At 65.4% G+C, this 24,107-nt stretch carries 20 protein-coding genes and 1 pseudogene; 10 read left to right on the forward strand and 11 right to left on the reverse strand.

Annotation, left to right across the window (positions count from 1 at the left end; all coding sequences use genetic code 11):
* The first annotated feature begins 190 nt into the window (after nt 1-190).
* Nucleotides 191-601 (forward strand): winged helix-turn-helix transcriptional regulator, encoded by a 411-nt coding sequence (locus PVZ72_RS02020; protein ID WP_017641695.1) that lies wholly within the window; start codon nt 191-193, stop codon nt 599-601.
* Complete coding sequence (locus PVZ72_RS02025) at nt 585-1,586, forward strand: LLM class flavin-dependent oxidoreductase (protein WP_273861090.1); 1,002 nt, start codon at nt 585-587, stop codon at nt 1,584-1,586. Before PVZ72_RS02020 ends, PVZ72_RS02025 begins: the two co-directional genes overlap by 17 nt.
* A gap of 247 nt (nt 1,587-1,833) precedes the next feature.
* On the opposite strand, the gene nfsB is transcribed toward PVZ72_RS02025, so the two are convergent.
* The 3 genes from nfsB to PVZ72_RS02040 are packed head-to-tail and all read right to left on the reverse strand — an operon-like array spanning nt 1,834 to nt 4,655.
* Entirely contained in the window at nt 1,834-2,481 is a 648-nt protein-coding gene (gene nfsB / locus PVZ72_RS02030) for an oxygen-insensitive NAD(P)H nitroreductase (RefSeq protein ID WP_273861091.1), read from the reverse strand.
* A gap of 18 nt (nt 2,482-2,499) precedes the next feature.
* A complete protein-coding gene (locus PVZ72_RS02035; RefSeq protein ID WP_273861092.1) occupies nt 2,500-3,648 on the reverse strand; it encodes an L-dopachrome tautomerase-related protein in 1,149 nt (382 codons plus the stop codon).
* Entirely contained in the window at nt 3,648-4,655 is a 1,008-nt protein-coding gene (locus PVZ72_RS02040; RefSeq protein ID WP_273861093.1) for a zinc-binding alcohol dehydrogenase family protein, read from the reverse strand. The genes PVZ72_RS02035 and PVZ72_RS02040 overlap by 1 nt, the downstream gene beginning before the upstream one ends.
* Before the next feature lie 105 nt (nt 4,656-4,760).
* On the opposite strand from PVZ72_RS02040, the gene PVZ72_RS02045 reads away from it, so the two are divergent.
* Nucleotides 4,761-5,669: a LysR family transcriptional regulator gene (locus PVZ72_RS02045; protein WP_187980623.1), complete on the forward strand. Its 909-nt coding sequence runs from the start codon at nt 4,761-4,763 to the stop codon at nt 5,667-5,669.
* A gap of 56 nt (nt 5,670-5,725) precedes the next feature.
* Here PVZ72_RS02045 and PVZ72_RS02050 read toward each other — a convergent pair whose 3' ends face one another.
* The 3 genes from PVZ72_RS02050 to PVZ72_RS02060 all read right to left on the reverse strand — a co-directional run bounded on the left by PVZ72_RS02050 (nt 5,726) and on the right by PVZ72_RS02060 (nt 7,822).
* The gene (locus tag PVZ72_RS02050) at nt 5,726-6,751 is read right to left on the reverse strand and encodes an alpha/beta hydrolase (RefSeq protein WP_187980622.1); all 1,026 of its coding nucleotides are present in this window, start codon (nt 6,749-6,751) and stop codon (nt 5,726-5,728) included.
* A gap of 68 nt (nt 6,752-6,819) precedes the next feature.
* Complete coding sequence (locus PVZ72_RS02055) at nt 6,820-7,236, reverse strand: organic hydroperoxide resistance protein (RefSeq protein WP_273861094.1); 417 nt, start codon at nt 7,234-7,236, stop codon at nt 6,820-6,822.
* Between the two features lie 151 nt (nt 7,237-7,387).
* Complete coding sequence (locus PVZ72_RS02060) at nt 7,388-7,822, reverse strand: MarR family winged helix-turn-helix transcriptional regulator (protein WP_273861095.1); 435 nt, start codon at nt 7,820-7,822, stop codon at nt 7,388-7,390.
* 88 nt (nt 7,823-7,910) lie between these two features.
* Between PVZ72_RS02060 and PVZ72_RS02065 the strand changes: the two genes are divergently transcribed.
* The gene (locus PVZ72_RS02065) at nt 7,911-9,428 is read left to right on the forward strand and encodes a sigma-54-dependent transcriptional regulator (RefSeq protein WP_273861096.1); all 1,518 of its coding nucleotides are present in this window, start codon (nt 7,911-7,913) and stop codon (nt 9,426-9,428) included.
* A 177-nt stretch (nt 9,429-9,605) separates the two neighbouring features.
* On the opposite strand, the gene poxB is transcribed toward PVZ72_RS02065, so the two are convergent.
* Entirely contained in the window at nt 9,606-11,330 is a 1,725-nt protein-coding gene (poxB, locus tag PVZ72_RS02070; RefSeq protein WP_273861097.1) for a ubiquinone-dependent pyruvate dehydrogenase, read from the reverse strand.
* 770 nt (nt 11,331-12,100) lie between these two features.
* Between poxB and PVZ72_RS02075 the strand changes: the two genes are divergently transcribed.
* From PVZ72_RS02075 to gcvT, 4 genes are all read left to right on the forward strand, one after another.
* Nucleotides 12,101-13,270 (forward strand): hypothetical protein, encoded by a 1,170-nt coding sequence (locus tag PVZ72_RS02075; protein WP_273861098.1) that lies wholly within the window; start codon nt 12,101-12,103, stop codon nt 13,268-13,270.
* A 530-nt stretch (nt 13,271-13,800) separates the two neighbouring features.
* A complete protein-coding gene (gcvH, locus tag PVZ72_RS02080) occupies nt 13,801-14,169 on the forward strand; it encodes a glycine cleavage system protein GcvH (protein ID WP_007159937.1) in 369 nt (122 codons plus the stop codon).
* A 7-nt stretch (nt 14,170-14,176) separates the two neighbouring features.
* The gene (gcvP, locus tag PVZ72_RS02085; protein ID WP_273861099.1) at nt 14,177-17,032 is read left to right on the forward strand and encodes an aminomethyl-transferring glycine dehydrogenase; all 2,856 of its coding nucleotides are present in this window, start codon (nt 14,177-14,179) and stop codon (nt 17,030-17,032) included.
* 182 nt (nt 17,033-17,214) lie between these two features.
* Nucleotides 17,215-18,324, forward strand: a complete 1,110-nt coding sequence (gene gcvT / locus PVZ72_RS02090) for a glycine cleavage system aminomethyltransferase GcvT (RefSeq protein WP_273861100.1) — start codon at nt 17,215-17,217, stop codon at nt 18,322-18,324.
* A 46-nt stretch (nt 18,325-18,370) separates the two neighbouring features.
* On the opposite strand, the gene PVZ72_RS02095 is transcribed toward gcvT, so the two are convergent.
* Nucleotides 18,371-18,985: a glutathione S-transferase gene (locus tag PVZ72_RS02095; protein ID WP_273861101.1), complete on the reverse strand. Its 615-nt coding sequence runs from the start codon at nt 18,983-18,985 to the stop codon at nt 18,371-18,373.
* 155 nt (nt 18,986-19,140) lie between these two features.
* On the opposite strand from PVZ72_RS02095, the gene PVZ72_RS02100 reads away from it, so the two are divergent.
* Nucleotides 19,141-20,046 carry a LysR substrate-binding domain-containing protein gene (locus PVZ72_RS02100; RefSeq protein ID WP_187980616.1) on the forward strand — a complete coding sequence of 302 codons (906 nt, stop codon included), beginning with the start codon at nt 19,141-19,143 and terminating at the stop codon, nt 20,044-20,046.
* Between the two features lie 18 nt (nt 20,047-20,064).
* Here PVZ72_RS02100 and PVZ72_RS02105 read toward each other — a convergent pair whose 3' ends face one another.
* On the reverse strand, nt 20,065-20,256 hold the full coding sequence (locus tag PVZ72_RS02105; RefSeq protein ID WP_158895221.1) for a hypothetical protein: 192 nt from the start codon (nt 20,254-20,256) through the stop codon (nt 20,065-20,067).
* Nucleotides 20,257-20,499: 243 nt separating this feature from the next.
* Between PVZ72_RS02105 and PVZ72_RS02110 the strand changes: the two genes are divergently transcribed.
* Entirely contained in the window at nt 20,500-22,458 is a 1,959-nt protein-coding gene (locus PVZ72_RS02110; RefSeq protein WP_273861102.1) for a DNA topoisomerase III, read from the forward strand.
* On the opposite strand, the pseudogene PVZ72_RS02115 reads toward PVZ72_RS02110, so the two are convergent.
* Both PVZ72_RS02115 and PVZ72_RS02120 read right to left on the reverse strand, forming a co-directional pair.
* A pseudogene (locus PVZ72_RS02115) lies at nt 22,445-22,777 on the reverse strand (endonuclease domain-containing protein). The gene PVZ72_RS02110 and the pseudogene PVZ72_RS02115 overlap by 14 nt on opposite strands.
* 807 nt (nt 22,778-23,584) lie before the next feature.
* Nucleotides 23,585-23,893, reverse strand: coding sequence for a hypothetical protein (locus PVZ72_RS02120; RefSeq protein ID WP_158895215.1), 309 nt, complete (start codon nt 23,891-23,893; stop codon nt 23,585-23,587).
* Nucleotides 23,894-24,107: the final 214 nt, after the last annotated feature.

The raw sequence follows: 24,107 nt of genomic DNA on the forward strand, positions 1-24,107 counted from the left end.
ATCTCCTGAACAGAGCGGAAGGAGCCTCGGAGGGTAACTATTTTTTATTGAACGTTCAATCAATAAAAACGGTCACCACCTCTTGGATTGTGCCCTGGCCCAGGCGGCAATACCAGTCCTGACAGGTGGTTACTTTTAATAACCGCCCGAAAGGCGTAGGCTGGGAACCAGTTCTGCTTCGAGGATCGCCATGGACGCCGTGGTCAGTCGTATCTCCAGCCGTCGCCGCCTGCATGCCCATGCCTGTCCCATCCGGGACGTGCTGGACCGCATCGGCGATGCCTGGTCCTTGCTCACGCTCTTCACCCTGGAACCCGGTCCGCTGCGCTTCAACGAGTTGCGCCGGCGGGTCGACGGCATTTCCCAGCGCATGCTCAGCGTGACCCTGCGTCAGCTGGAGCGCGATGGCCTGGTGTCCCGCACGGTGACGCCGACCAAGCCGCCCCAGGTGGAATACGCCCTCACCGAGCTGGGCCAGAGTCTGATGGTGCCGGTGGGTGCCCTGGCCGCCTGGGCCTCGGCGAAGCAGCCTTTAATCCAGCGCCACAGGGCGGCCTACGATCAGGCCGCCGAGGAGAATCCTGATGACCCGTCTCTCTAAGACCGCCCTGTCGGTCCTCGACCTGGTCCCCATCCGTGACGACGGCGATGCGACCCAGGCGCTGCACAATGCCCTGACCCTGGCGCGCCACGTCGAGCAGCTCGATTTTTCCCGCTACTGGGTCGCCGAGCACCACAACATGGACGGTATCGCCAGCTCCGCGACCAGCGTGCTGCTGGGCTACCTGGCCGCCGGCACCAGCACCCTGCGCCTGGGATCGGGCGGCATCATGCTGCCCAACCACGCGCCCCTGGTGGTGGCCGAGCAGTTCGGCACCCTGGCCTCGCTGTATCCGGGCCGCATCGAACTCGGCCTGGGCCGCGCGCCGGGCTCGGATCAGCGCACCGCCTATGCCCTGCGGCGCGACCGCCTGGGCAGTTCCGACGACTTCCCGCGGGACGTGGAGGAGCTGCAGCACTACTTTGGCCCGCAGCAGCCGGGGCAGGGCGTGATCGCCATGCCTGGGGTGGGCACCGAGGTGCCAATCTGGCTGTTGGGTTCGAGCCTGTTCAGTGCCCAGCTGGCGGCGGCCAAGGGGCTGCCCTATGCCTTCGCCTCGCACTTCGCGCCGCGCTATGTACACGAGGCGATCCGCCTCTATCGCGAGAACTTCAAGCCGTCCGCGGTGCTCGATCGTCCTTACGTGATGCTCGGGGTACCCCTGGTGGCGGCCGACAGCGACGACGAGGCCAATTACCTGGCCACCACCGTCTACCAGCGCATCCTGGCGCTGTTCCGCGGCGACAGCCTGCGTCTGCAACCGCCGGTACGCAGCATGGAAGGCGTCTGGTTGCCTCACGAGAAGGAGTCGGTATCGAGCCTCCTCGGCATGGCGGTGATCGGCGGCCCGGACAAGGTCCGCGAGCGGCTGGAGCTGTTGCTGGAGAAGACCGATGCCGACGAGCTGATCTTTACCTGCGATGTCTATGAGCAGGCGGATCGGTTGCGCGCCTTCTCGATCCTGGCGGATCTTAAGGGCGGTTGATCGGGGGCTGGGCCTGTTGGGCTGAGACGGCTTCATCGCCGAAGCCCAACAGGCCCAAATGAAAAAAGCCGACCCCTTGTAGCGGTCGGCTTTTTCCTGTCTGCGGGAAGGCACCTGCTGCCTTTGTTGGGCTTAACCCAACTTGCGCGTCGTAGCGTGGAAAACCGCGCCAGCGTTTTCCACTGGCGGCTACCGGAGCGCGCTGTGGATAAGGCTGCGCCGTTATCCACGCTACGGTGCTCTGCGGTTACAGGAAGGTGAAGACCTGCTCGCGGGTCAGGCGCGACTTGGGCAGAGCGGCGTTGAAATCACTTTCGCCACGATAGCCCAGGCCGACTACCACCAGCGCGGTGTAACCCTGTTCGCGCAGGCCCAGTTCCTGGTCCAGGCTGTTGGCGTCGAAGCCTTCCATGGGGGTGGCATCGATGCCCAGCGCGGCAGCGCCGAGCAGTAGGGTGCCTAGCGCCAGGTAGGTCTGCTTCTCCATCCAGTGCTGCACATCCTGGCGCTCATGACGATGCAGGTCGACGAAGTGACGGCGGGTACCGTCCTGGGTGGCGCGTGCTTCGGGCTTGGCGAAGCGGCCGTCCCGGGCTTCCTGCTCCAGCACCTGGGCCAGATGGCCTTCGGTCATCTCCAGGCGGGTGCAGAGCACGATGACGTGGGAGGCCGGCAACACCTTGGGTTCGTTGTAGGGGCTCTGCATGCCACGGGCGATGCGCGCCCTGGCCTCGGCGCTGGCGGCGACCACGAAGTGCCAGGGCTGGGAGTTGACCGAGGAAGGCGCTTGTCGCAGCAGCTCCAGCAGTTCTTCGACCTGTTCGGCCGGGATGCTGCGGGAGCCGTCGAAGGCCTTGGTGGTGTAGCGGGTACGGGCGATCTGGGACAGCTGCATGGATAACTCCTGATCGGATCAGTGGGTAGGGGCCGGCTGGGCGTCGATCTTGACGCGGAACAGGCTGTAGGGCTTCTGGCGCAGGTCCTGGCCGCCGTGGAATTGCGCCTGGCGATGGAGCTGGTTGGCGGTGAAATAGAGGTAGCCGTCCGGACCGATGCTGAAGGTGTCGGGCCAGAGCACGCGCGGATCGTGGACCAGGGTCTTCCAGCTGCCGTCGGCCTGGCGCTGGCGCACGGCGTTGTGCTCGTAGTCGCCGGCATAGACGCGGCCCTGGGCATCGGCTTCGAGGCCGTCGGACGCGCCCTTTTCGCCGAGATCCTGCACCCCGGCGCGGACCTGGGCCTCGCTCGCCTTGGCATCACGCAGCAGGGCGGTGGGTACGGCATAGAGATGGCGACTGGACAGCGGGCTGAAGTAGAGGGTGCCGCCGTCCGGCGAGAGGGCGATGCCGTCGCTGGCGATGGCCGGGCGGACCTTGCTGCCGTCGGGACGCTGCATCAGCAGCGGCTCGCCTTCCACCACCGGGACGAAGCTGGGATCGACGTTGGCCTGGGGCGCGCCGGTCAGGCGGCGCTGGGCCTGGCCGGTGGCAAGATCGAGGATGATCAGGCCACCGGGAGGCGCCGAGTCGGTGACATAGGCCACCCCGGCGCGACCGACGCGAAAGTCGAAGCGCACGTCGTTGACGTAGCTGTTGGGTTCGAGCACCGCCGCGGGGAAGACCAGCGTCCTGGCGACCTTGTTGGTCTTGAGGTCGATGGCCACCAGCTTGACGCCGCCGGCCTTGGGCGCGGCAAAGCCCGGTGCGGCGGTATCCAGCACCCAGAGGTGCCCGCGCCCATCGGCCACCACGCTCTGCACGCTGATGAAACCCTTGCCCGGCTGGCCTGGGGTTTCGACGTTGAGCGCGGCGTCCGGATAGGGCACCGCCTTGCCGTCCTTGAGTTCGGCCACGGTGAAGGGCACCGCGTCGCCCCAGCGCGGATAGTTGACGAAGATCCGGCCGGTCTCGCTGACGGTGACCCCGGTGGGCATGGCGTCCTGGAAGGCGAACACCGGCTCCAGCTGGCCCAGGGTGCGCTCCTGGGGCAGCGGCGCGGCCTGGGCGGTGAGGCTAGCCACGGCTAGGGCGACGGCGAGAGTCAGGGCATTGCGGCGAGGCATCAGAAACCCTCCAGCACGAGCTTGCCGCGGGCCTGGTGGCTTTCCAGCTGGGCATGGGCGCGGCGCAGGTTGGCGGCATCGATCCGGCCCAGGTGCTCGCCGAGGGTGGTCTTGAGGGTGCCCTGGTCGATCAGCCCGGCAACGCGTTCGAGGATCTCGTGCTGGCGCACCTTGTCCGAGGTCTGGAACAGCGAACGGGTGAACATCAGTTCCCAGTGCAGCGACAGCGACTTGGCCTTCATCGGCACCACGTCGAGTTGCGCCGGATCGTCGATCACGCCGAGACGGCCCTGGGGCCGCAGGACATCCACCAGCTGGGTGAAGTGCTCATCGGTGTGGGTGAGGCTGGCGACCAGGGTCACGCCGTCCAGACCGAGGGCTTCGAGCTGGGGCCGCAGGGGCTGGTGGTGGTCGATGACGTGATGGGCACCCAGCTGGCGCACCCAGTCCTGGGTTTCCTGGCGCGAGGCGGTACCGATCACGGTCAGCTCGGTGAGCTGGCGGGCCAGCTGCACCAGCACGGAACCGACGCCGCCCGCCGCGCCCATCACCAGCAGCTGCTGGCCGGCGCCGCCGCCTTCGGTCGCGCCGAGACGGTCGAACAGCAGTTCCCAGGCGGTGATGGCGGTCAGCGGCAGGGCGGCGGCCTGGGCGTGGTCGAGGCTCCTGGGCTTGTGCCCGGCCAGGTGTTCGTCGACCAGGTGCAGCTCGCTGTTGCAGCCGGGGCGGAACAGCTCGCCGGCATAGTAGACCTCGTCACCCACGGCAAAGCGGCTGACGGCGCTGCCCACGGCCCGCACCACGCCGGAGACGTCCCAGCCCAGCACCTTGGACTCGCGCTGCACCAGACCCTGGCGCACCTTGGTGTCGACCGGATTGACCGACACCGCACGGACTTCCACCAGGAGGTCATGGGCCTCGGGCGTGGGATCGGTCAGCACGGCGTCCTGCAGGGCGCGGGGATCGCTGGCGGGGAGGGTGGTGTCACCGTGGATGATGGCTTTCATGGGCGGATTCCTTTGTACGATAAGAAGACATGGGCCCATGGTCGTCTTCATGCTCGACCGGAAAAAGCGGCAGAATCGGATAGCACCTTCACTGCAGGAGTGAAAATGATCCGCTTCGACGACCTCGGCCTCTTCGTGCGTTCCGCCGCCCTGGGCAGCTTTTCCCGTGCCGCTCGCGAGGCAGACCTGTTGCCGGGTCAGGTGAGCGCCGCCATCGGCCGGCTGGAGCGCGAACTGGGCATCCGCCTGTTCGCCCGCTCGACCCGCAGCCTGCGCCTGACCGCCGAGGGCGAGGCCTATCTGCCCTATGCCCGCGAGGTGCTGGAGACCTTGCGCGAGGGGCGCGAGCGGCTGCAGGGGGAGAGTCCGGAATTGCGCGGGGTGCTGCAGGTGGCGGCGCCTTCGGATCTGGGACGCAATCTCCTGCTGCCCTGGCTGGCCGAGTTTCGTCAGCGCCATCCCGGCCTGACGCTCAGGCTCTACGTCTCGGACCAGCAGGCCGACGTCTATCGCGATCCGGTGGACATCGCCATCCGCTACGGCCGCAGTCAGGATGACAGCCTGGTGGCCCTGCCGCTCGCCCCGGACAACCGCCGGCTGCTGGCGGCGGCGCCGACCTATCTGGCCCGCCAGGGGGCGCCGCGCAGCCTGGACGACCTGTCCAGGCACGCCTGCCTGCTCTACCAGCTGCATGGGCGCACCTATGACAAGTGGAGCTTTCCACAGGCCGACGGCGGCCTGCGCCAGGTGGCCGTCAGCGGACCCTTGCAGAGCGACGACGCCGAGGTGGTGCGGCGCTGGGCGGTGGCCGGGGAGGGCATCGTCTACAAGTCCTGGCTGGACATGCGCGACGATCTGCAGCGCGGCCGGCTGGTGCGCCTGCTGCCCGAGCAGCCCGGCGAGCCGTTGCCGCTGCAGCTGTTCTGCCCGCACCGCCGGCAGTTCTCGCCCGCCGTGCGGCAGTTGCATGGCTGGCTGGCGGAGCGCTTCGCCGCCCTGGGCAAGCAACCCTGAAACGCAAAGGGGGTGGCGCCGCGAACGGAACCACCCCCTGGGTACCAGGCCCGGTCTTACTGCAGATGCTGCTTGAGCAACTGGCCGGCCTGAGTCAGCGCAGCCTGGACCTCGGGCACCTTGGCCAGGACGTTGAGCAGCCCGTAGTCGTGGATCATGCCGTTGTAGCGCACCTGGACGACCTCGACGCCAGCCGCGTTGAGCTTGCGCGCATAGGCCTCGCCTTCGTCCCGCAGCACGTCGTTCTCGGCGGTCTGCACCAGCGCCGGCGGCAAGCCCTTGAGCTGGGCCTCGCTGGCCCGCAACGGCGAGGCATAGACGTTGGCGCGCTCGGTCTCGCTGGTGGTGTAGTTATCCCAGAACCACTTCATCATGTTGCGGGTCAGGAAGCGGCCCTCGGCATAGGTCTGGTAGGAACCGTTGTCGAAGCTGGCATCGGTCACCGGCCAGAACAGCACCTGGTAGCGCAGCGTGGGCGTGCCCTTGTCCTTGGCCATCAGGCTGACCACCGCGGCCATGTTGCCGCCGACGCTGTTGCCGGCCACCGCCAGGCGACTGCCATCGACGTCGATCTCCTTGCCATGCTCGGCGACCCATTTCGTCGCGGCATAGGCCTGATTGATGGCCACCGGGAAGTGAGCTTCCGGACTCGGGGTGTAATTGACGAACACCGCCGTGGCACCGGAGGCCACCACCAGGTCACGCACCAGGCGCTGGTGGGTGGGGAAGTCACCCAGCACCCAACCGCCGCCATGGAAGAACATGAAGGCCGGTGTCTGCCCCTTGGCGTTCGCCGGGCGGACGATGGTCAGCTGCAGCGGCTTGCCGTCGACCTGGATGGTCTTTTCGCTGGTCTTGACCCCTGAGAGATCGACCTTGACGCCGGATTGGGCGCCGGACAGCACCGCGCGGGCATCCTTGGGACTCAGGGTTTCCAGGGGTTGGCCACCGCTGCCATTCAGCGCATCGACGAAGCCCTGGGTGGTGCGTTCCAGGGCCGGATCGGGCTGGGGCGCGGCGAAGGCGCTGCCCAGGGCCAGGGTGAGCGCGGAAAGGCCAAGCAGACGAGAGACGGTACGCATGACAGAGGACTCCTCGAACGGGAAAGACCGGGCGCCTCGGCTGAAGCGCCTGGGTAATACCGCGACCCTTAGGCCAGGGTCAGACGCACGTCCACGTTGCCGCGGGTGGCGTTGGAGTAGGGGCAGATCTGGTGGGCCTTCTCGACCAGGTCTTCGGCCACGGCGCGCTCCAGGCCCGGCAGGCTGATGACGAGTTCGACGTCCAGGGCGAAGCCGGTGGGGATCGGACCGATGCCGACCTGGGCGGTCACGCTGACGTCCGCCGGCACGGCGATCTTTTCCTTGGCGCCGACGAACTTGAGCGCGCCGATGAAGCAGGCCGAGTAGCCGGCGGCGAAGAGTTGCTCGGGATTGGTCCCGGCACCCCCGGCGCCGCCCAGCTCCTTGGGCGTGGACAGCTGCACGTCCAGGGCCTTGTCGCTGCTGATGGAACGGCCGTCGCGGCCACCAGTGCTGGTTGCGGAAGCGGTGTAGAGGATGTTCATGGTGTGCTCCTGATTTGGGTATCGCGATAACTAATTGGGCGGGCTGTAGGCGAGAGGGCTGGCCCGGGTACGGATTTAAGTTATCGCGATATTGGTTATCGCGCAAATATATTTTCGGGAGCAGGCGATCAGTGGCAGCGGTTGGCGAGGATCAACGTTCCAGCTTGGCGCGCAGGGTCATCAGATTTTCGCGCAGCCGGGTCATCTCGGCGTCACCCAGGGCGCAGTAGCCGCCGATGGTGCCATTGATCTTCTTGGCCCGCTCGCGCAGGGTCCGGCCAGACTCGGTCAGCTCGATGGACAGGTTGCGCTCGTCCTCGGCATTGCGCTGCCGGGTCACGTAGCCCTCGGCTTCCAGGCGCTTGAGCACCGGGGTCAGGGCGCCGGAATCCTGGTGCAGCCGCCGTGCCAGCTCCTTGAGCGGCAGGCGGTCGTTTTCCCAGAGCACTAGCATCATCAGGTACTGCGGGTAGGTCAGCCCCACCTCCTCGAGCAGCGGCTTGTACACCTTGGTCATGGCCAGCGAGGTGGAGTACAGCGCGAAGCACAGCTGCTGATCGAGTAGAAGAGGGTCTTTGCTGGTCATGGCGGTCCCGCCTGGGTAAATGAGAAGTGATTCTACCCCGAGCATTTGGGTAGCATTAGCCCTTTCGCTTTCAGACCCCAGGGTTTCCATGCGTATCCATGTGTCGTTCATCGATCGTGTCGGCATCACCCAGGAAGTCCTGGCGCTGCTCGGTGCCCGCAATCTCAATCTGGACGCCGTGGAGATGGTGCCGCCCAATGTCTACATCGATGCGCCGACCCTGAGCGCGGCGGTGCTGGAGGAATTGCGCGCCGCCCTGCTCACCGTGGTGGGGGTCGAGGCGGTGCGGGTAGTGGACATCCTGCCGGGCCAGCGACGCTCCCTGCAACTCGATGCCCTGCTCGCCGCCATGGCCGATCCGGTGCTGGCGGTGGACGGCGAGGGGCGCATCCTGCTGGCCAATCCGGCCTTTGCCGCCCTCGCCGGCGAAGACAGCGGCACTACCCTGGCCGAACTCTTCAACGACAGCGAATTGCCCAGTGAGCTGCTGGACCAGGGCTTTCGTCTGCCGCTGCGCGAAGTGGTGCTGCGCGGCCAGGCGCTGTTGCTGGACGCCACCCCCATCGGCGAACCCGTGGGCGGACTGGCCGGCGGGCTGCTGACCCTCTATGCCCCCAGTCGCATCGGTGGCCGCCTCTCGGCGCTGCGCCACGACACCCCCGAGGGCTTCGATTCGCTGCTCGGCGACTGCGCCGCCATCCGTACCCTCAAGGCCCGGGCCCAACGCCTGGCCGCCCTGGAGGCGCCACTGCTGATCCTCGGCGAGACCGGCACCGGCAAGGAACTGGTGGCGCGTGCCTGCCATGCGGCCAGTGCGCGGCGCGAGGCGCCCTTTCTGGCGCTGAACTGCGCGGCCCTGCCGGAGAGCCTGGCCGAGAGCGAACTGTTCGGCTATGCCCCGGGCGCCTTCACCGGGGCCCAGCGCGGAGGCAAGCCGGGCCTGCTGGAGCTGGCCGACCAGGGCACGGTGTTCCTCGACGAGGTCGGCGAGATGTCGCCCTATCTGCAGGCCAAGCTGCTGAGATTCCTCTCCGATGGCAGCTTCCGCCGCGTTGGCGGAGCCCAGGAAACCAAGGTCAATGTGCGGATTCTCGCCGCCACCCATCGCGATCTGCAGGCCATGGTCGCGGCCGGCACCTTCCGCGAGGACCTCTTCTATCGCCTCAATGTACTCAGCCTGCAGGTGCCGGCCCTGCGCGAGCGTGGCCAGGACATCCTGCTGCTGGCGCGGCACTTCCTGCAGCAGGCCTGCGCCCAGATCGGTCGACCGCCGTGTCGCCTGGCCCCGGCCACCTATGGCGTGCTGCTGGGCAATGCCTGGCCGGGCAACGTCCGGCAATTGCAGAACATCCTCTTTCGCGCCGCCGCCATCAGCGAGAGCGGCCAGATCGACGTCGAGGACCTCGACCTGGCCGGCACGGCGGTGGCGGGGCAGGTCGAGAGCGAAGTCAGCACCCTGGAAGCCGCTGTCCAGGGCTACGAGGCGGCGCTGCTGGAGCGGCTCTATCCGCAGTATCCGTCCAGCCGCCAGCTGGCCGCGCGCCTGCAGACGTCCCACTCGGCCATCGCCATGCGCCTGCGGCGTTACGGCATCCCGAGGCGTTAAAGTTCTAGAGCCTGTTTAAAGGCTCGCGAGCTAGAGACAAGCAAGGCCTGGGCGGCCCCGCGAAAATGGCTGAGGAAGCGGACCGGGCTCGCGAACGAGTTTACGAGTGGTAAATGAGCATTCCGAAGCCATTTTCAACGCAGTTTGGCCGACGCGCAGCAGCCTTTAAATAGGCTCTCAGCGCAGGACGTTGGTCTTGGCCAGGTCCACCACCTCGCTGCCGCGACCACTCATCACCGCGCGCAGCATGTAGAGGCTGAAGCCCTTGGCCTGGGCGGCCTCGATCTTCGGTGGCAGCGACAGCTCCTGCTTGGCGGTGCGCACATCCACCAGCGCCGGGCCGGGGTGGGCGAAAGCCTCCTCCAGGGTGGCGTCGAGCAGGCTGGCCGATTCCACCTTCCAGCCGCGCACGCCGCAGGCCTCGGCGACCCGGGCGAAATCGACCTCACCCAGATCGGTGGTCTCGTCGAGCATGCCGGCAGCCTTCATCTCCATGGCGACGAAACCCAGGGTGGCATTGTCGTAGACGATGACCTTGACCGGCAGCTTCTCGCTGGCCAGGGTCGCCAGCTCGCCCAGCAGCATGGACAGCCCGCCGTCGCCGGCCAGCGCCACCACCTGGCGATCGGGATAGGCCGCCTGCAGGCCCATGGCCTGGGGCAGGGCATTGGCCATGGAGCCGTGGCTGAAGGAGCCGGCCAGCTTGCGTTCGAAATTCATCGCCAGGTAGCGCGCCGCCCACACCGTGGGGGTACCGACGTCGCAGGTGAAGAGGGCGTCCGCCGCGGCCAGTTCACTGACGCGGGTGGTGAGGTACTGCGGATGCAGCGGCTCGCCATCGGCGGTGGCAGTGGCCAGTTCGTTCAGCTCGGCGCGGGTCTTGCGGTAGTGCTGCTGGGCCTTTTCCAGGAAGCGGCTGTGGCTGTTGGGCGCAAGGCGCGGCAGCAGGGCGTCGAGGGTGGCGCGGACATCGCCCACCAGCCCCTTGAGCAGCGGGGTACGCACGCCCAGGTGGGCGCCGCGCACGTCGATCTGCACCACCCGACCGTGATCCGGGAAGAAGTTGCGATAGGGGAAATTGCTGCCCAGCATCAGCAGCAGGTCGCACTCCTTGAGCGCGTGATAGCCGGACGAAAAGCCGATCAGACCGGTCATGCCCACGCCATAGGGATTGGAATACTCGATATGGGCCTTGCCGCGCAGCGCATGGACCACCGGCGCCTGCAGTCGCTCGGCCAGGGCCACCACCTGGGCATGGGCACCGGCGCAACCGGCGCCGCAGAGCAGGGTGATGCGCTTCTCGCCAGCCAGCAACTCGGCCAGGGCATCCAGTTCGGCCTCCGGCGGGACCACCACCGGACGCACCGGCTCGCTCCATTGGACTGCCTTGAGCGGCGCCTCGGCCAGGGCCACGTCGCCGGGAATCACCACCACCGACACCGAGCGATTGAGGATGGCCGAGCGCATGGCGGTCTCGAGAATGCGCGGCAGCTGCTCGGGATGGGAAACCACCTCGCAGAAGTCGCTGCAGTCGCGGAACAGCCGCTCCGGATGGGTCTCCTGGAAATAGCCCAGGCCGATCTCGCTGGAGGGAATCTGGGCGGCGATGGCCAGCACCGGCGCGCCGCTGCGCTGGGCGTCGAACAGGCCGTTGATCAGGTGCAGATTGCCCGGACCGCAGGAGCCGGCGCAGACCGCCAGACGCCCGCTGGTGTCGGCCGCGGCGCTGGCGGCGAAGGCGGCGGCTTCTTCATGACGTACGCCGCGCCAGCGGATACGGTCGCGTTTGCGCAGGCTTTCGGTGAGGCCGTTGAGCGAGTCGCCCGGCAGGCCCCAGATGGTGTCCACACCAGCCGCTTCGAGGGTGGCGACGAGCAGATCGGCAACGGTTTTCACAGCCATGACAAAGACTCCAGACAAGGATGGGAGAGGGCAAAGCCGCTTGGCAGAGGTCTTGTTGTGCCTTCTTGGTCCGACGAAGCGGGCGGAAGTTCGCGACCGTGTCGACGTTTCGCCCGGTGCACGGACGTGCTTGTGCAAGGCCTAGGCGGAAAGGATTGATTTATAGATGGCAGGTAACTATGAGGTAGATGCCATCGGTGCATTCGCGGAGGCAACCTTGGATCGAAAACCGTATTGCCGGGTAATGGCCGTCCAGCATCCGATGGCTGTTGTCCCAGCATGCCTGTCCTAGACGGGAAGTGCTGGAGCGACTTCTTCAATGGCAAGGGTGTCACGGTCGACTTTATGACAGAGCGAAACCAGCCTGCAGATCAGACGCGTGACCGTTCTGATGCCTAGATTCATGCTCAACACCACAGCTTTCATCCTGATAAAACATATTGCAGAAATACGACATGCTCAGGTTTTCGACACGCCTATAAATCGTCGGAATGAAAGGACTTTCCGATCGCTGTAGTGCCCGATGTGTTGGTTTATGACGAGCGTCTCAACCAGTCTCGCGTTTTCAGGACCTTGAGTAAGTCTGTGCTAGTCGAATAACCAATTTCTAGACATTTCTTGTAACCTGAACTAGACCTTGCTGACGCAGGAATGACCTACGTAACCTGTAGTTCAAAGCGATGGCGCACTCTCGGTAGCCCGGTGGATAACCTCTTGAAGTCCGAGGCGAGCCAAGTGCGCCTGGATCAATCATTGTCCAGGAGAGGATTGTGAAGAACCTATCGAAAAAGTCGGCGCCTGCACAAGGCAGTGTGATTGACGATGTGACGGTCTACAGTTTCGGCCATAAGCACTCACTGACTATCGATGTGAACGACTTCGATGAATATGCGGCGTTCGCAAAGTATGTTGAGGGCTCGGTTCCTGTTAGGGAAGCAAGAGCCTCTCTGACAACGCTGAATATTAACAGCGACCATCTCGAAAAGGTCGCTCGGATCGACGGGCAAACACTGGATACCGTGGCCGGAGGTTCTACCCTTGATTCGACGATCAAGCATCTGAATTTGGCTATTGCAGATAGCGGAGTTTCTGCGTCCAGCTCCATCGTATTGTCAAGTTTTGACAGACTTGAAACCTTGGATGCGACCAATTCTACCAAATCGCTTTCTGTTGTACTCAGCGAGCAAGGCATGGATGGGCGGAGTACCAGTGCTTATCTGCACTCCATCGAGTTTGCAAGCGGTAGCGCTGATGTCAGTACGGTTGCGGCTGCAGAGTTTGACTCGGTGGCATCGTTAGCTCATGCGCGTGTTAAAGATATTAGCGTAAGTGCAAGTAACGGTAATGTTGGCGTTACAGCCATCATCCAGCAAGCAGATGTCAATATCGAAGCGCGTCACGGTAGTGCAACGGTAGATCTGTCCTTCGTGAAGGGGGTAGACGCTCATAATGCCTCCTCACATGGTTCGCTGGGACATGGTGTCAATATTGTTATGAGTGGTGAGGGCAGCGGAAATCTAACCCTTTTCAATGGAAACCTGGTCAATTATGAGGCGACAGCTTCTAGTGCTGAGAAATCAGCATCGATCATTGCTAACCTGGTCAAAGTAGCAGGATTTGACATTTCTGATAGTTATATTCTTTACGGCTCTCCTGTTGGCAAGCCTGAGGCGGTGGCCACCATTGCAGACAGCGCAGTAGCAGGGGCGAAAGATATATCCACCGTCTTGGATATTGTATCGAAGGAAACCGTAGGGGAGGTCAATGCTGCGGTTTTTCACTACCACGGTAATACCTATGTTTTCCAAGATGCGCAGCCAGGTTACGTAGCGCCTCCTTCGGTGGATTCCGCAGACAGTCTGATTGAGTTGGTAGGCGGCTACGATCTCAATGATGTTGCGGCTCACGTGGTGGCGGGTATACGCGGAATGGGCCACTGATACTCTTGCACTCATTCATTTTCTCCTTCAGGTCTCTGCATCTATCGCTACTGATAAAACGTGAGCCTGTCGGATCAAAATGAAAGAAAGGGCCAAACAGTGTCGGCCCTTTCTGCTGAACAATTACCGCCTACCTCCTGAGCTGCCGGCTTGTTCAGTGCATTGAAGCGTGCTGCAGGCGTGTCTATCGCAAACGATCAGACCGACCATTCAGTTCGTCTGTTTTCTGGCTGATAAAAGTAGGCACTTGGCTCTGCGTGCCTCATGCCGTGGCGATCAATTTCCAGTCAAAATCGTGCAGCTGAACTGCCTGGCCTAACAGCCCAGCTATTAATGGATCGATTTCGATACGGTGTTCTTTAATCGTTACGGATATGGCCGTCTGGGGTGAAATGTCGTAACGATATCGTTACAGTGCAACTCTGCTTTTCTAGTTAAATTATTGAAAATACTGGATTTTGTTCCTGGCATTACCCTTGCACTGCTAGACCTATCTATCCATCAGGACAAAGGTCCGCAGGAGTCTGGCAATGGGTCTGCGCTATACCGAAGAACACGAATGGCTGCGTCAGGAAGCCGATGGCAGCATTACCGTTGGCATCACCGACTATGCCCAGGACTCGCTCGGCGACCTGGTCTTCGTGCAATTGCCGGAGCTGCGCAGCTACGCCCAGGGCGATGAAGTGGCGGTGCTGGAGTCGGTCAAGGCAGCCAGCAACATCACCATGCCGCTGGACGGCGAGGTCCTGGCGGTCAACGAGGCGCTCAACGATGCGCCCGAAACCATCAACAGCGATCCGCTGAACGCCGGCTGGTTCTTTCGCTTCCAGCCCGCCAATGCCGAAGCCTTCGCCGCGCTGCTCGACGAAGCCGCCTATCAGCAACTGATCAAGGGGTAAGACCGCCATGTCGCTGCACGACACCTTCAGCACCGCCGACGAATTCGTCCCGCGTCATATCGGTCCGCGCGAGCTGGACGAGATCGCCATGCTGAATCTGCTCGGCTACGAATCCCTGGACGCCATGACCGCCCAGGTGATCCCCGAGAGCATCAAGGGCACCAGCGTGCTGGACCTGCCCGCCGGGCTGTCCGAAGCCGACGCCCTGGCCGAGCTGCGCACCATCGCCGGCAAGAATCGCCTGCTCAAGAGCCTGATCGGCCAGGGCTACTACAACACCCACACCCCGGCGCCGATCCTGCGCAACCTGCTGGAAAATCCGGCCTGGTACACCGCCTACACTCCCTACCAGCCGGAGATCTCCCAGGGTCGCCTGGAGGCGTTGCTCAACTTCCAGACGCTGATCGGCGACCTCACTGGCATGCCGGTGGCCAACGCCTCGCTGCTGGACGAGGGCACCGCCGCCGCCGAGGCCATGACCTTCTGCAAGCGCCTGGCGAAAAACAAGGCCAGCGCCTTCTTCGCCTCCGTGCACTGCCATCCGCAGACCCTCGACGTGCTGCGTACCCGCGCCGAGCCCCTGGGCATAGAGGTGGTGGTGGGCGTGGAAACCGAGATCGAGGATCACGGCCGCTTCTTCGGCGCGCTGTTCCAGTATCCGATGACCACCGGGGAGATCCGTGACTACCGGGAGAGCATCCAGGCCTTCCAGGCGGCCGGTGCCCTGGTGGCCATGGCCGCCGACCTGCTGGCCCTGACCCTGCTCACGCCGCCCGGTGAACTGGGCGCGGACGTGGCCATCGGCACCGCCCAGCGCTTTGGCGTACCGCTCGGTTTCGGCGGCCCCCATGCGGCGTACTTCGCCACCCAGGACAAGTACAAGCGTGACATGCCCGGTCGCGTCGTCGGCGTCTCCATCGACCGCCACGGCCACTCGGCCTATCGCCTGGCCCTGCAGACCCGCGAGCAGCACATCCGCCGCGAGAAGGCCACCAGCAACATCTGCACCGCCCAGGTGCTCCTGGCCAACATCGCCAGCATGTACGCGGTCTACCATGGTCCCGAAGGCCTGACCCGCATCGCCACCCGGGTGCATCGGCTGACCAGCCTGCTGGCCGCCGGCCTGCAGCGCCTGGGCCACGAGACCCAGCACACTGCCTTCGACACCCTGACCCTGGTGTTCGGCGCGCGCACCGCCGCCCTGCACGAGGCCGCCCGTGCCCGTGGCTACAATTTGCGCGACGTCAGCGCCGAGGCCCTGGGCGTGTCCCTGGACGAGACCAGTACCCTCGCCGACGTCCAGGCGCTGCTGGAGATCCTGGCCGACGGCAAGCCCGCGCCCCAGGTCGCCGAGCTGGGTGACGCCCAGGGCGTGGAGTTGCCCGCAGCGCTGCAGCGCCAGTCGGCCTTCCTGACCCATCCGGTATTCGCCAGCCATAGATCCGAGACCGAGCTGATGCGCTACCTGCGCAAGCTGGCGGACAAGGACCTGGCGCTGGATCGCACCATGATCCCGCTGGGCTCCTGCACCATGAAGCTCAACGCCGCCAGCGAGATGATCCCGGTCACCTGGGCCGAGTTCGGCGGTATCCACCCCTTCGCCCCGGCCGACCAGACCGAGGGCTATGCCCAGCTCACCACCGAGCTGGAGGCCATGCTCTGCGCCGCGACCGGCTACGACGCCGTCTCCCTGCAGCCCAACGCCGGCTCTCAGGGCGAGTACGCGGGCCTCCTGGCCATTCGCGCCTATCACGCGAGCCGCGGCCAGGGTGAGCGCGACGTCTGCCTGATCCCGGCGTCGGCCCACGGCACCAACCCCGCTACCGCCAGCATGGTCGACATGCGCGTGGTGGTGGTGGCCTGCGACAAGCGCGGCAACGTCGATCTCGACGACCTGCGCGCCAAGGCCGAGCAGCACAGTGAGCGCCTGGCCGCGCTGATGATCACCTACCCGTCCACCCACGGGGTGTTCGAAGAGGCCATCCGCGAGATCTGTCAGGTGGTCCATGACCACGGTGGGCAGGTCTATATCGACGGCGCCAACATGAACGCCATGGTCGGTCTCTGCGCTCCGGGCCAGTTCGGCGGCGACGTCTCCCACCTCAACCTGCACAAGACCTTCTGCATCCCCCATGGCGGCGGCGGTCCGGGTGTCGGCCCCATCGGCGTCAAGGCGCACCTGGCACCCTTCCTGCCCGGCCATGCCCGGCTGGAACGCAAGGAAGGCGCGGTCTGCGCGGCGCCCTATGGCAGCGCCAGCATCCTGCCGATCTCCTGGATGTACCTGAAGATGATGGGCAGCGCCGGTCTGACCCGCGCCTCGCAGATCGCCATCCTCAGCGCCAACTACATCGCCCGTCGACTGGAAGAGCACTATCCGGTGCTCTACAGCGGCACCGGTGGCCTGGTGGCCCACGAGTGCATCCTCGACCTGCGCCCGCTCAAGGACAGCAGCGGCGTGACCGTGGACGACGTGGCCAAGCGCCTGATCGACTTCGGTTTCCATGCCCCGACCATGTCCTTCCCGGTGGCCGGCACCCTGATGATCGAGCCCACCGAGAGCGAGTCCAAGCAGGAACTGGATCGCTTCTGCGACGCCATGATCGCCATCCGCGAAGAGATCCGCGCCCTCGAAGCCGGCACCCTGGATCCCCAGGACAACCCGCTGAAGAACGCGCCGCACACCGCGCGCGAACTGGCTGGGGAGTGGACCCACCCCTACAGCCGCGAGCAGGCGGTGTTCCCGCTGCCGAGCCTGGTGGACGGCAAGTACTGGCCGCCGGTGGCGCGCATCGACAACGTCTACGGCGATCGCAACCTGGTCTGCTCCTGCCCGCCGATCGAAGCCTACGGCGAGGCCTGACCCTCACCCCCGGCCCCTCGCCCGAGGGGAGAGGAGAGCAGAGCTGCTCTTCCCCCTCTCCCCCTGGGAGAGGGCCGGGGTGAGGGCTGACCCGATCACCCACGTCGCGACCCCATAGCCCAGCGTTTGCTCACTCCTCCTGTAAGGAGCGAGCAAACCGCCACCCGACACGGAGCCCTACCATGTCCCTGCTCAAGACTTCGCTGCACGCCCTGCACCTGGAACTCGGCGCCCGCATGGTGCCCTTCGCCGGCTACGAGATGCCGGTGCAATACCCGCTCGGCGTGCTAAAGGAGCACCAGCACACTCGTGCCCAGGCCGGGTTGTTCGATGTGTCCCACATGGGCCAGGTCATGCTCGAAGGCGAGGAAGCCGCCGAGGCCCTGGAGACCCTGGTCCCGGTCGACATCATCGACCTGCCCAGCGGCATGCAGCGCTACGCCCTGCTGACCGACGACAACGGCGGCATCCTCGACGACCTCATGGTCGCCAACCTGGGTGACTGCCTCTACCTGGTGGTCAATGCCGCCTGCAAGGAAGCCGACCTCGCCCATTTGGAAAAGCACTTGGGCGATCGCTGCCAGGTGCTGCCGCAATTCGATCGCGCCCTGCTGGCCCTGCAGGGCCCTGCGGCTGCCGCGGTCCTGTCGCGCCTGGCGCCGGAAGTGGCCGAGATGACCTTCATGCAGGTGCGCCGCGTCAAGCTGCTGGACCAGCCCTGCATCGTCAGCCGCAGCGGCTACACGGGTGAAGACGGTTACGAGATCTCGGTGCCGAGCGCCGCCGCCGAAGCCCTGGCGCGCCATCTGCTGGCCGAGCCGGAAGTCGAGGCCATCGGCCTGGGTGCGCGCGACTCCCTGCGCCTGGAAGCCGGTCTCTGCCTCTATGGTCACGACATGGATGCCGGCACCACGCCGGTGATGGCCAACCTGGGGTGGGCGCTGTCCAAGGTGCGTCGTGAAGGCAACGGCCGCGCCGGCGGTTTCCCCGGGGCCGAGCGCATCTTCACCGAGCAGCGTGAGGGCGTGACGCGCAAGCGCGTCGGCCTGCTGGTGCAGGAGCGGGTGCCGGTGCGCGAAGGCGCGGAACTGGTGGATGCCAATGGCGCCAGCATCGGTCGCGTGACCAGTGGCGGCTTCGGCCCGACCCTGGGGGCGCCGGTGGCCATGGGGTATGTCGACAGCGACTTCGCCGCCCTGGATACCCAGCTGTTCGCCGTGGTGCGTGGCAAGCAGGTGCCGGTCAAGGTCGCCAAGACGCCCTTCGTGCCGCAGCGGTATTACCGCGGGTAATCCGTCGCCAATAACATCGCGGCCCATGGCCGCGAAGCTTTTGCCGTCACACCAGCGGATAATCCCGAAACACCGACAGCGCCTCCGCCTCAGCGGTCAGGGCCTCCAGCGTCGGGTAGTTACGCCGCTCGATCAGCCCCGGCAGGGCGAAGTGCAGGAAGGTCCAGGCCACCGCGGTGTCGATGGCATCCTGGCCGATGCTGTCTTCACCCAGCGGCGGACGCGGGCCCAGCCAGGCCTTGTCCAGGGCGCCACAGGCCGCGCGCAACTGCCCCTCCACCCGCTGCTGCCAGGGCGCATGGCGCTTCTCTTCCGGCCGCAGGTCACGCTCGTACACCAGCTGCACCGCTTTCTCGGACAGGGCCAGCGCCAGGCCGCTGCGACCGAGGGCGGTTGCCCGGGCCGCATGGCCGCTCGGCCGCAATTGCCGACTGCCGCAGGCAAGGTGCTGGGCATAGTCCAGAATCAGCGACGAATCCATCAGCCGCTGACCGTCCAGGCAGATCAGCGTGGGCGCCTTGAGCACCGGATTGAAGCTGCGAAAGCGCTCGACCTCGCGAAACAGCGACACCTGGCGCAGTTCGAAGGGCAGTACCAGCAGGCGCAGGGAGATCGCGACTCGCCGCACATAGGGGGAGTCGAGCATGCCAATGAGTTGCATGGGGGCATCCTGTCAGAAAGAGTGAATCCTGTTTCACGTGGAACGTCACCCCTGTTGCGCGTTTCACGCCAGGTGCCGCTCTGGACAAGACATTAAGGATTCGAGGAAGCTACTTCCAGCGAGAAAATCTGACGGAATAGTTAAGGAAGTCTTACATGTCGCGCGTACCGCCGCTGAATGCCCTGCGCTGCTTCGAAGCGGTTGCCCGTCTGGGCAGCGTGACCCGGGCCGCCAGCGAATTGCACCTCACCCATGCCGCGGTGAGCCAGCAGGTGAAGGGCCTGGAGCACCAGCTGGGCATGGTGCTCTTCGAGCGCCAGGGGCGCGGGATCGAGGTCACCGGTGACGGTCGCGTCTATGCCGAGCAGGTCCGCCAGTTGCTCGAGGATCTGGGCGAAGCCACGCGGCGGCTGCAGGCCCGGCCACGCCGCAACGAACTGGTGTTCGCCACCTTTCCCTCCTTCGCCACCCACTGGCTGCTGCCACGACTGCCACGTTTTCGTGCCCTGCACCCGGAATACCACATCCGCATCCAGACCAGCATGGATTTCCAGGATCTGCGCCAGGGCATGGTGGATATCGGGGTGCGTATGGGCGAAGGTCAGTGGGATGGGCTGACCGCCCTGCAGCTGTTTCAGGACGAAGTCCTGCTGGTCGCCTCGCCGCACTATGGGGGTGGGCAGTTACCAAGGGATCTGGACGAGGCCCTGGCCCGGCCGCTGATGCATACCGAGGAGACCTGGCAGTCCTGGGGCAAGGCCGCCGGCCTGGAACGGACCCCGCCCAGCTGTGGCCTCAGCGTGAACGACTCCAATCTGGTGCTGGAGGCCTTGCGCCTGGGTCAGGTGCTGGCACTGGAGCGACGCAGCCTGGTGCAGGCCGCGTTGGACGAAGGTCGCCTGGTTCAGCTCAGTCCGGTGGTGGCGCCCTATCCCTATGCCTACTGGCTGGTCTGGCCGGAACGCGCCGAATCGGCGGAAAAGCAGGAGCGCTTCACCACCTGGATCCAGGCCGAGGTCGCGACCTATCTGGCCGCGCTGGAGACGCCGACGCCCGCTTAGGGCGTCGGGCGGAAGATCCTAGCGCAGCAGCAGCTTGCGACGGCCGTCGGGCCAGACTTCCCAGAGTTGATCGTTGATGCGCTGCACCTGGCTGGTGGTACGGCGCATGGCCGCAATGCTGGCCCGCAGGGCCTGGCCGCTGGCGGTGTCGACGAAATTTCCGGCGCCGGTGCTCTCGGCCGTGGCGCGATCCATAGCTACAGTGTTCATTGACGCCTCCCAGAGCTCGGCTAAAGACGGCGAAAGTGCCGTAGCCCAAGGACCGGCCGTCACGGGCAAGATTCCGCTCCCCCGGCAGCAGCCGTTCAAGCTGTGATCCACGTCCTGCGGGCGCTGTGGCCCATTAAGCGAATTTGCGCAAATGCCGCTTTCTGTACGGATATACAGATTAGTTCTTGCGCTGCCCGCTGGCGCTTTGCATCCTGTGGGGATTCCCCCCGTGTGACGCCCGCCATGCAGCTGTATCTCTGCGAAAAACCCTCCCAGGCCAAGGACATCGCCCGTGTCCTCGGCGCTACCCGTCGCGGTGAGGGCTGCCTGCAGGGGCAGGGCGTGACCGTCACCTGGTGCATCGGCCACCTGCTGGAAACGGCGCCACCGGACGCCTATGACGCGCGCTACAAGCGCTGGTCGCTGGACGACCTGCCGATCGTCCCCGAGCAGTGGAAGTTGCAGGTCAAGAAGACCACCGGCAGCCAGTTCAAGGCGGTCAAGCGCCTGCTTGGCGAGGCCAGTGAGCTGGTGATCGCCACCGACGCCGATCGCGAAGGCGAGATGATCGCCCGCGAGCTGGTGGAGCATTGCCGCTATCGGGGGCCGATTCGCCGGCTGTGGCTGTCGGCGCTGGACGACGTCTCCATCCGCCGCGCCCTGGCCGCGCTCAAGCCCGGTGCCGAGACCTATGGGCTCTATCAGTCCGCCCTGGGACGCTCGCGCGCCGACTGGTTGATCGGCATGAACATGAGCCGATTGTTCACCCTGTTGGGGCGTCGCTCCGGCTACCAGGGCGTGCTCTCGGTCGGGCGGGTGCAGACCCCGACCCTGCGCCTGGTGGTGGACCGCGATCGCGCCATCGCCGCCTTCGTGCCGGTGCCCTTCTGGACCGTGGAGGCGATGCTGGACGCCGCGGGCAGTCGCTTCCAGGCCCAGTGGCAGCCGCCAGCGGATGTCTGTGACGACCAGGGTCGCTGCCTCAAGCCCGAGGTGGCCCAGGCCGCGGCGCAGGCCATCGAGGCGGCCGGGCAGGCCCGGCTGGTCAAGCTCAAGACCGAGCGCATCCGCGAGGCGGCGCCCTTGCCCTTCGATCTGGGCACCCTGCAGGAGGTCTGCTCCAAACGTTTCAATCTCGGCGCCCAACAGACCCTGGACGTGGCCCAGGCGCTCTACGAAAAGTACAAGCTGATCACCTATCCGCGCAGCGATTGCGGCTACCTGCCGCTGTCCCAGCATGCCGAGGCGCCGGCGCTATTGGCCGCCCTGCTGAGCGCTGATAGCGGCCTCGCCCCCCTGCGCGACCATCTGGACGCCAGTCGCCGCTCGCGGGCCTGGAACGACGCCAAGGTCAGCGCCCACCACGGCATCATCCCGACCCAGGTAACCCGCGACCTGGGGCGCTTGAGTCCGCAGGAGCGCAACGTCTATGGCCTGATCCGCGCCCGCTATCTGGCGCAGTTCCTGCCGCAGCACGAATTCGATCGCACCCAGGCCGACTTCGAGGCGGGCAGCGAACGCCTGCGGGCCACCGGCAAGCGCCTGGTGGAAGCAGGCTGGCGTCGCGCCTTGCCCGAGTCGCTCACGCCGCCCAAGGGCCGCGAGGCGCCGCCGCCCCAGGCGCTGCCCGAGTTGCGCGAGGGTGAGCGTTATCCGGTGGTGGAGGTGCGCTGCAAGGATCAGTTGACCCAGCCGCCCAAGCCCTTCACCGAGGGCGATCTGATCAATGCGATGAAGAATGTCGCCAAGCTGGTGGAGGATCCGGCGCTCAAGCAGAAGCTCAAGGACACCACCGGCATCGGCACCGAGGCGACCCGCGCCAGCATCATCCAGGGCCTGCTGGACCGCGGCTACCTGATCAAGCAGGGCAAGGCCCTGGCGGCGACGCCGGCGGCCTTCGGCCTGATCGACGCCGTGCCCCGGGCCATCGCCGATCCGGGCACCACGGCGCTCTGGGAGCAGGCGCTGGATCGGGTGCAGGAAGGCGAACTGAGCCTGGCCGAATTCGTCACCAAGCAGTCGGCCTGGATGGGCAAGCAGGTGGAGCGCTGTCTTGGCCTGACCCTGACCATCAGCGGTCCGCCGCCGGCGGGCAAGGGCGCGCCCTGGAAGAAGAAGCGGCGTACCGGCGGGACCAAGGCCAAAGCCAAGCCCGGTGGCGCACCGCCGCGCGCGCGCAAGCCCAAGGTCAAGCCTGGCTGAGGGCGGTGTGCAGGCGTTCGAGGACGGCGTCGGGCTGGGTCAGGAGGTCGTGGTTCCAGAAGCGCAGGACCTGGAAGCCCTGGGCCTCCAATTAGGCATCGCGCTCGCGATCAGTGGCGGTGCCTTGATGCTGGCCGCCATCCAGCTCGATCACCAGCCGTGCTTCCAGGCAAACGAAGTCGAGGATGTAGCGGCCATAGGGATGCTGACGGCGGAATTTATGGCCCTGTAGACGCTTGCCGCGCAGGTGTTGCCAGAGCAGGCGCTCGGCATCGGTCTGGCCCCGGCGCAGGGCGCGGGCATGGGTGATGAGGGGCATGGGAATCCTTTCCCTGGGGGGCTTGGCGTTGGAGTTACCCTCACCCCAGCCCTCTCCCGGAGGGAGAGGGGGCGGTACGGAGCGAGAGGTGCTCTGGGGAGTATCGCCTGGAGAGGTAGTGTTGGCGAGGCTCTGGAACGAGGTTTTCGAGAGCGCTGAGCTGAGGAAGTTGGCGCGGCTCAGCTACCTGATACGTTGGCGAGAGCATTGCCCTTACCCCAGCCCTCTTCCGACGGGAGAGGGGCAATACGGAGCGGTGAGTAGTCCCCGCTGAAAGACAGTTAAAACCGCTATCGCAGTAGCACCGAAAACAGCTTCAGGACGCATGTCTGGCGGAAGAGCCCGCTACCGCTCCAGACCGCCCCTCTCCCTTGGGGAGAGGGTCAGGGTGAGGGCGCCAGGCCCAGGCGTTGCGAATCGCTATCGCAGTAACTCTGGAGCAACCTTGAGGCTCGTGGCTGGAGAAGAAGCCCGCTACCACTCCAGACCGCCCCCTCTCCCTCGGGGAGAGGGTTGGGGTGAGGGCGCCAGGCCCAGGCGTTGCGAATCGCTATCGCAGTAACTCTGGAACAACCTTGAGGCTCGTGTCTGGAGAAGAAGCCCGCTACCGCTCCAGACCACCCCCTCTCCCTTGGGGAGAGCGTTGGGGTGAGGGCGCCAGGGCCAGGCGTCGCGAATCGCTATCGCAGTAACACTGGAACGACACTGAGTCTCATGTCTGGAGGAGAAGCCCTGCACCGCTCCAGACCACCCCCTCTCCCTGGGGGAGAGGGTTGGGGTGAGGGCGCAAGGCCCCGTGCCCGCGTCTTATTTCTTCTCGAACGCCGCCGCGGCAGTGGCATAGGCCGCTTCGTGGTAATCGAATTCGGCGGACTGCACCAGCAGGGTTTCCTCGTCCTCGGTGAAGGCGATCACCGGGCGATAGGAGAGGCCGTCGGCCTTGATTTCGGCTTCGTCGATGAGCTTGGAGAGATCGAAGGCGAAGTCGCCGCAGATGGCCTTGGCCTGGGCGTCGGTGATGCCGTGTTTCTTCAGGGCATCGCGCAGCAGGCTGCTCCACTGGTATTGAAACTGGATACCCAGTTTGGCGTAGCTGGGACCGTAGTCGATTTCCATGAGTGTGTAACCGGGGCTTGGGAGGAGGGGGCGAACTCGCCACAGCGGCCAGCGAAATGACCGTTGTGAGCGCTGCCGGTGGCGCTACGATGGCGTGCCCCAAAGCCCAGGCAAAGGGGTGCGGGCCGGACGGCCGAATCTAATGACCGAGAGGCCCGCACCCAGGGACGAGCGGTTATTCGTGGACGATGCGCGAGTGATCGCGGGTGTCCTT

Source organism: Pseudomonas sp. LA5 (genome assembly GCF_028640825.1).
GTDB classification, from domain to species: Bacteria; Pseudomonadota; Gammaproteobacteria; order Pseudomonadales; family Pseudomonadaceae; genus Chryseomonas; species Chryseomonas aestiva.

Coding starts and splice junctions, on each gene's coding strand:
- gcvH (WP_007159937.1), top strand. CDS start 13,801: ATGGGTCTGCGCTATACCGAAGAACACGAATGGCTGCGTCAGGAAGCC.
- PVZ72_RS02045 (WP_187980623.1), top strand. CDS start 4,761: ATGATCCGCTTCGACGACCTCGGCCTCTTCGTGCGTTCCGCCGCCCTG.
- PVZ72_RS02110 (WP_273861102.1), top strand. CDS start 20,500: ATGCAGCTGTATCTCTGCGAAAAACCCTCCCAGGCCAAGGACATCGCC.
- PVZ72_RS02095 (WP_273861101.1), bottom strand. CDS start 18,985: ATGCAACTCATTGGCATGCTCGACTCCCCCTATGTGCGGCGAGTCGCG.
- gcvT (WP_273861100.1), top strand. CDS start 17,215: ATGTCCCTGCTCAAGACTTCGCTGCACGCCCTGCACCTGGAACTCGGC.
- nfsB (WP_273861091.1), bottom strand. CDS start 2,481: ATGCAGCTGTCCCAGATCGCCCGTACCCGCTACACCACCAAGGCCTTC.
- PVZ72_RS02120 (WP_158895215.1), bottom strand. CDS start 23,893: ATGGAAATCGACTACGGTCCCAGCTACGCCAAACTGGGTATCCAGTTT.
- PVZ72_RS02050 (WP_187980622.1), bottom strand. CDS start 6,751: ATGCGTACCGTCTCTCGTCTGCTTGGCCTTTCCGCGCTCACCCTGGCC.
- poxB (WP_273861097.1), bottom strand. CDS start 11,330: ATGGCTGTGAAAACCGTTGCCGATCTGCTCGTCGCCACCCTCGAAGCG.
- gcvP (WP_273861099.1), top strand. CDS start 14,177: ATGTCGCTGCACGACACCTTCAGCACCGCCGACGAATTCGTCCCGCGT.
- PVZ72_RS02020 (WP_017641695.1), top strand. CDS start 191: ATGGACGCCGTGGTCAGTCGTATCTCCAGCCGTCGCCGCCTGCATGCC.
- PVZ72_RS02040 (WP_273861093.1), bottom strand. CDS start 4,655: ATGAAAGCCATCATCCACGGTGACACCACCCTCCCCGCCAGCGATCCC.
- PVZ72_RS02065 (WP_273861096.1), top strand. CDS start 7,911: ATGCGTATCCATGTGTCGTTCATCGATCGTGTCGGCATCACCCAGGAA.
- PVZ72_RS02025 (WP_273861090.1), top strand. CDS start 585: ATGACCCGTCTCTCTAAGACCGCCCTGTCGGTCCTCGACCTGGTCCCC.
- PVZ72_RS02035 (WP_273861092.1), bottom strand. CDS start 3,648: ATGCCTCGCCGCAATGCCCTGACTCTCGCCGTCGCCCTAGCCGTGGCT.
- PVZ72_RS02100 (WP_187980616.1), top strand. CDS start 19,141: ATGTCGCGCGTACCGCCGCTGAATGCCCTGCGCTGCTTCGAAGCGGTT.
- PVZ72_RS02060 (WP_273861095.1), bottom strand. CDS start 7,822: ATGACCAGCAAAGACCCTCTTCTACTCGATCAGCAGCTGTGCTTCGCG.
- PVZ72_RS02055 (WP_273861094.1), bottom strand. CDS start 7,236: ATGAACATCCTCTACACCGCTTCCGCAACCAGCACTGGTGGCCGCGAC.
- PVZ72_RS02105 (WP_158895221.1), bottom strand. CDS start 20,256: ATGAACACTGTAGCTATGGATCGCGCCACGGCCGAGAGCACCGGCGCC.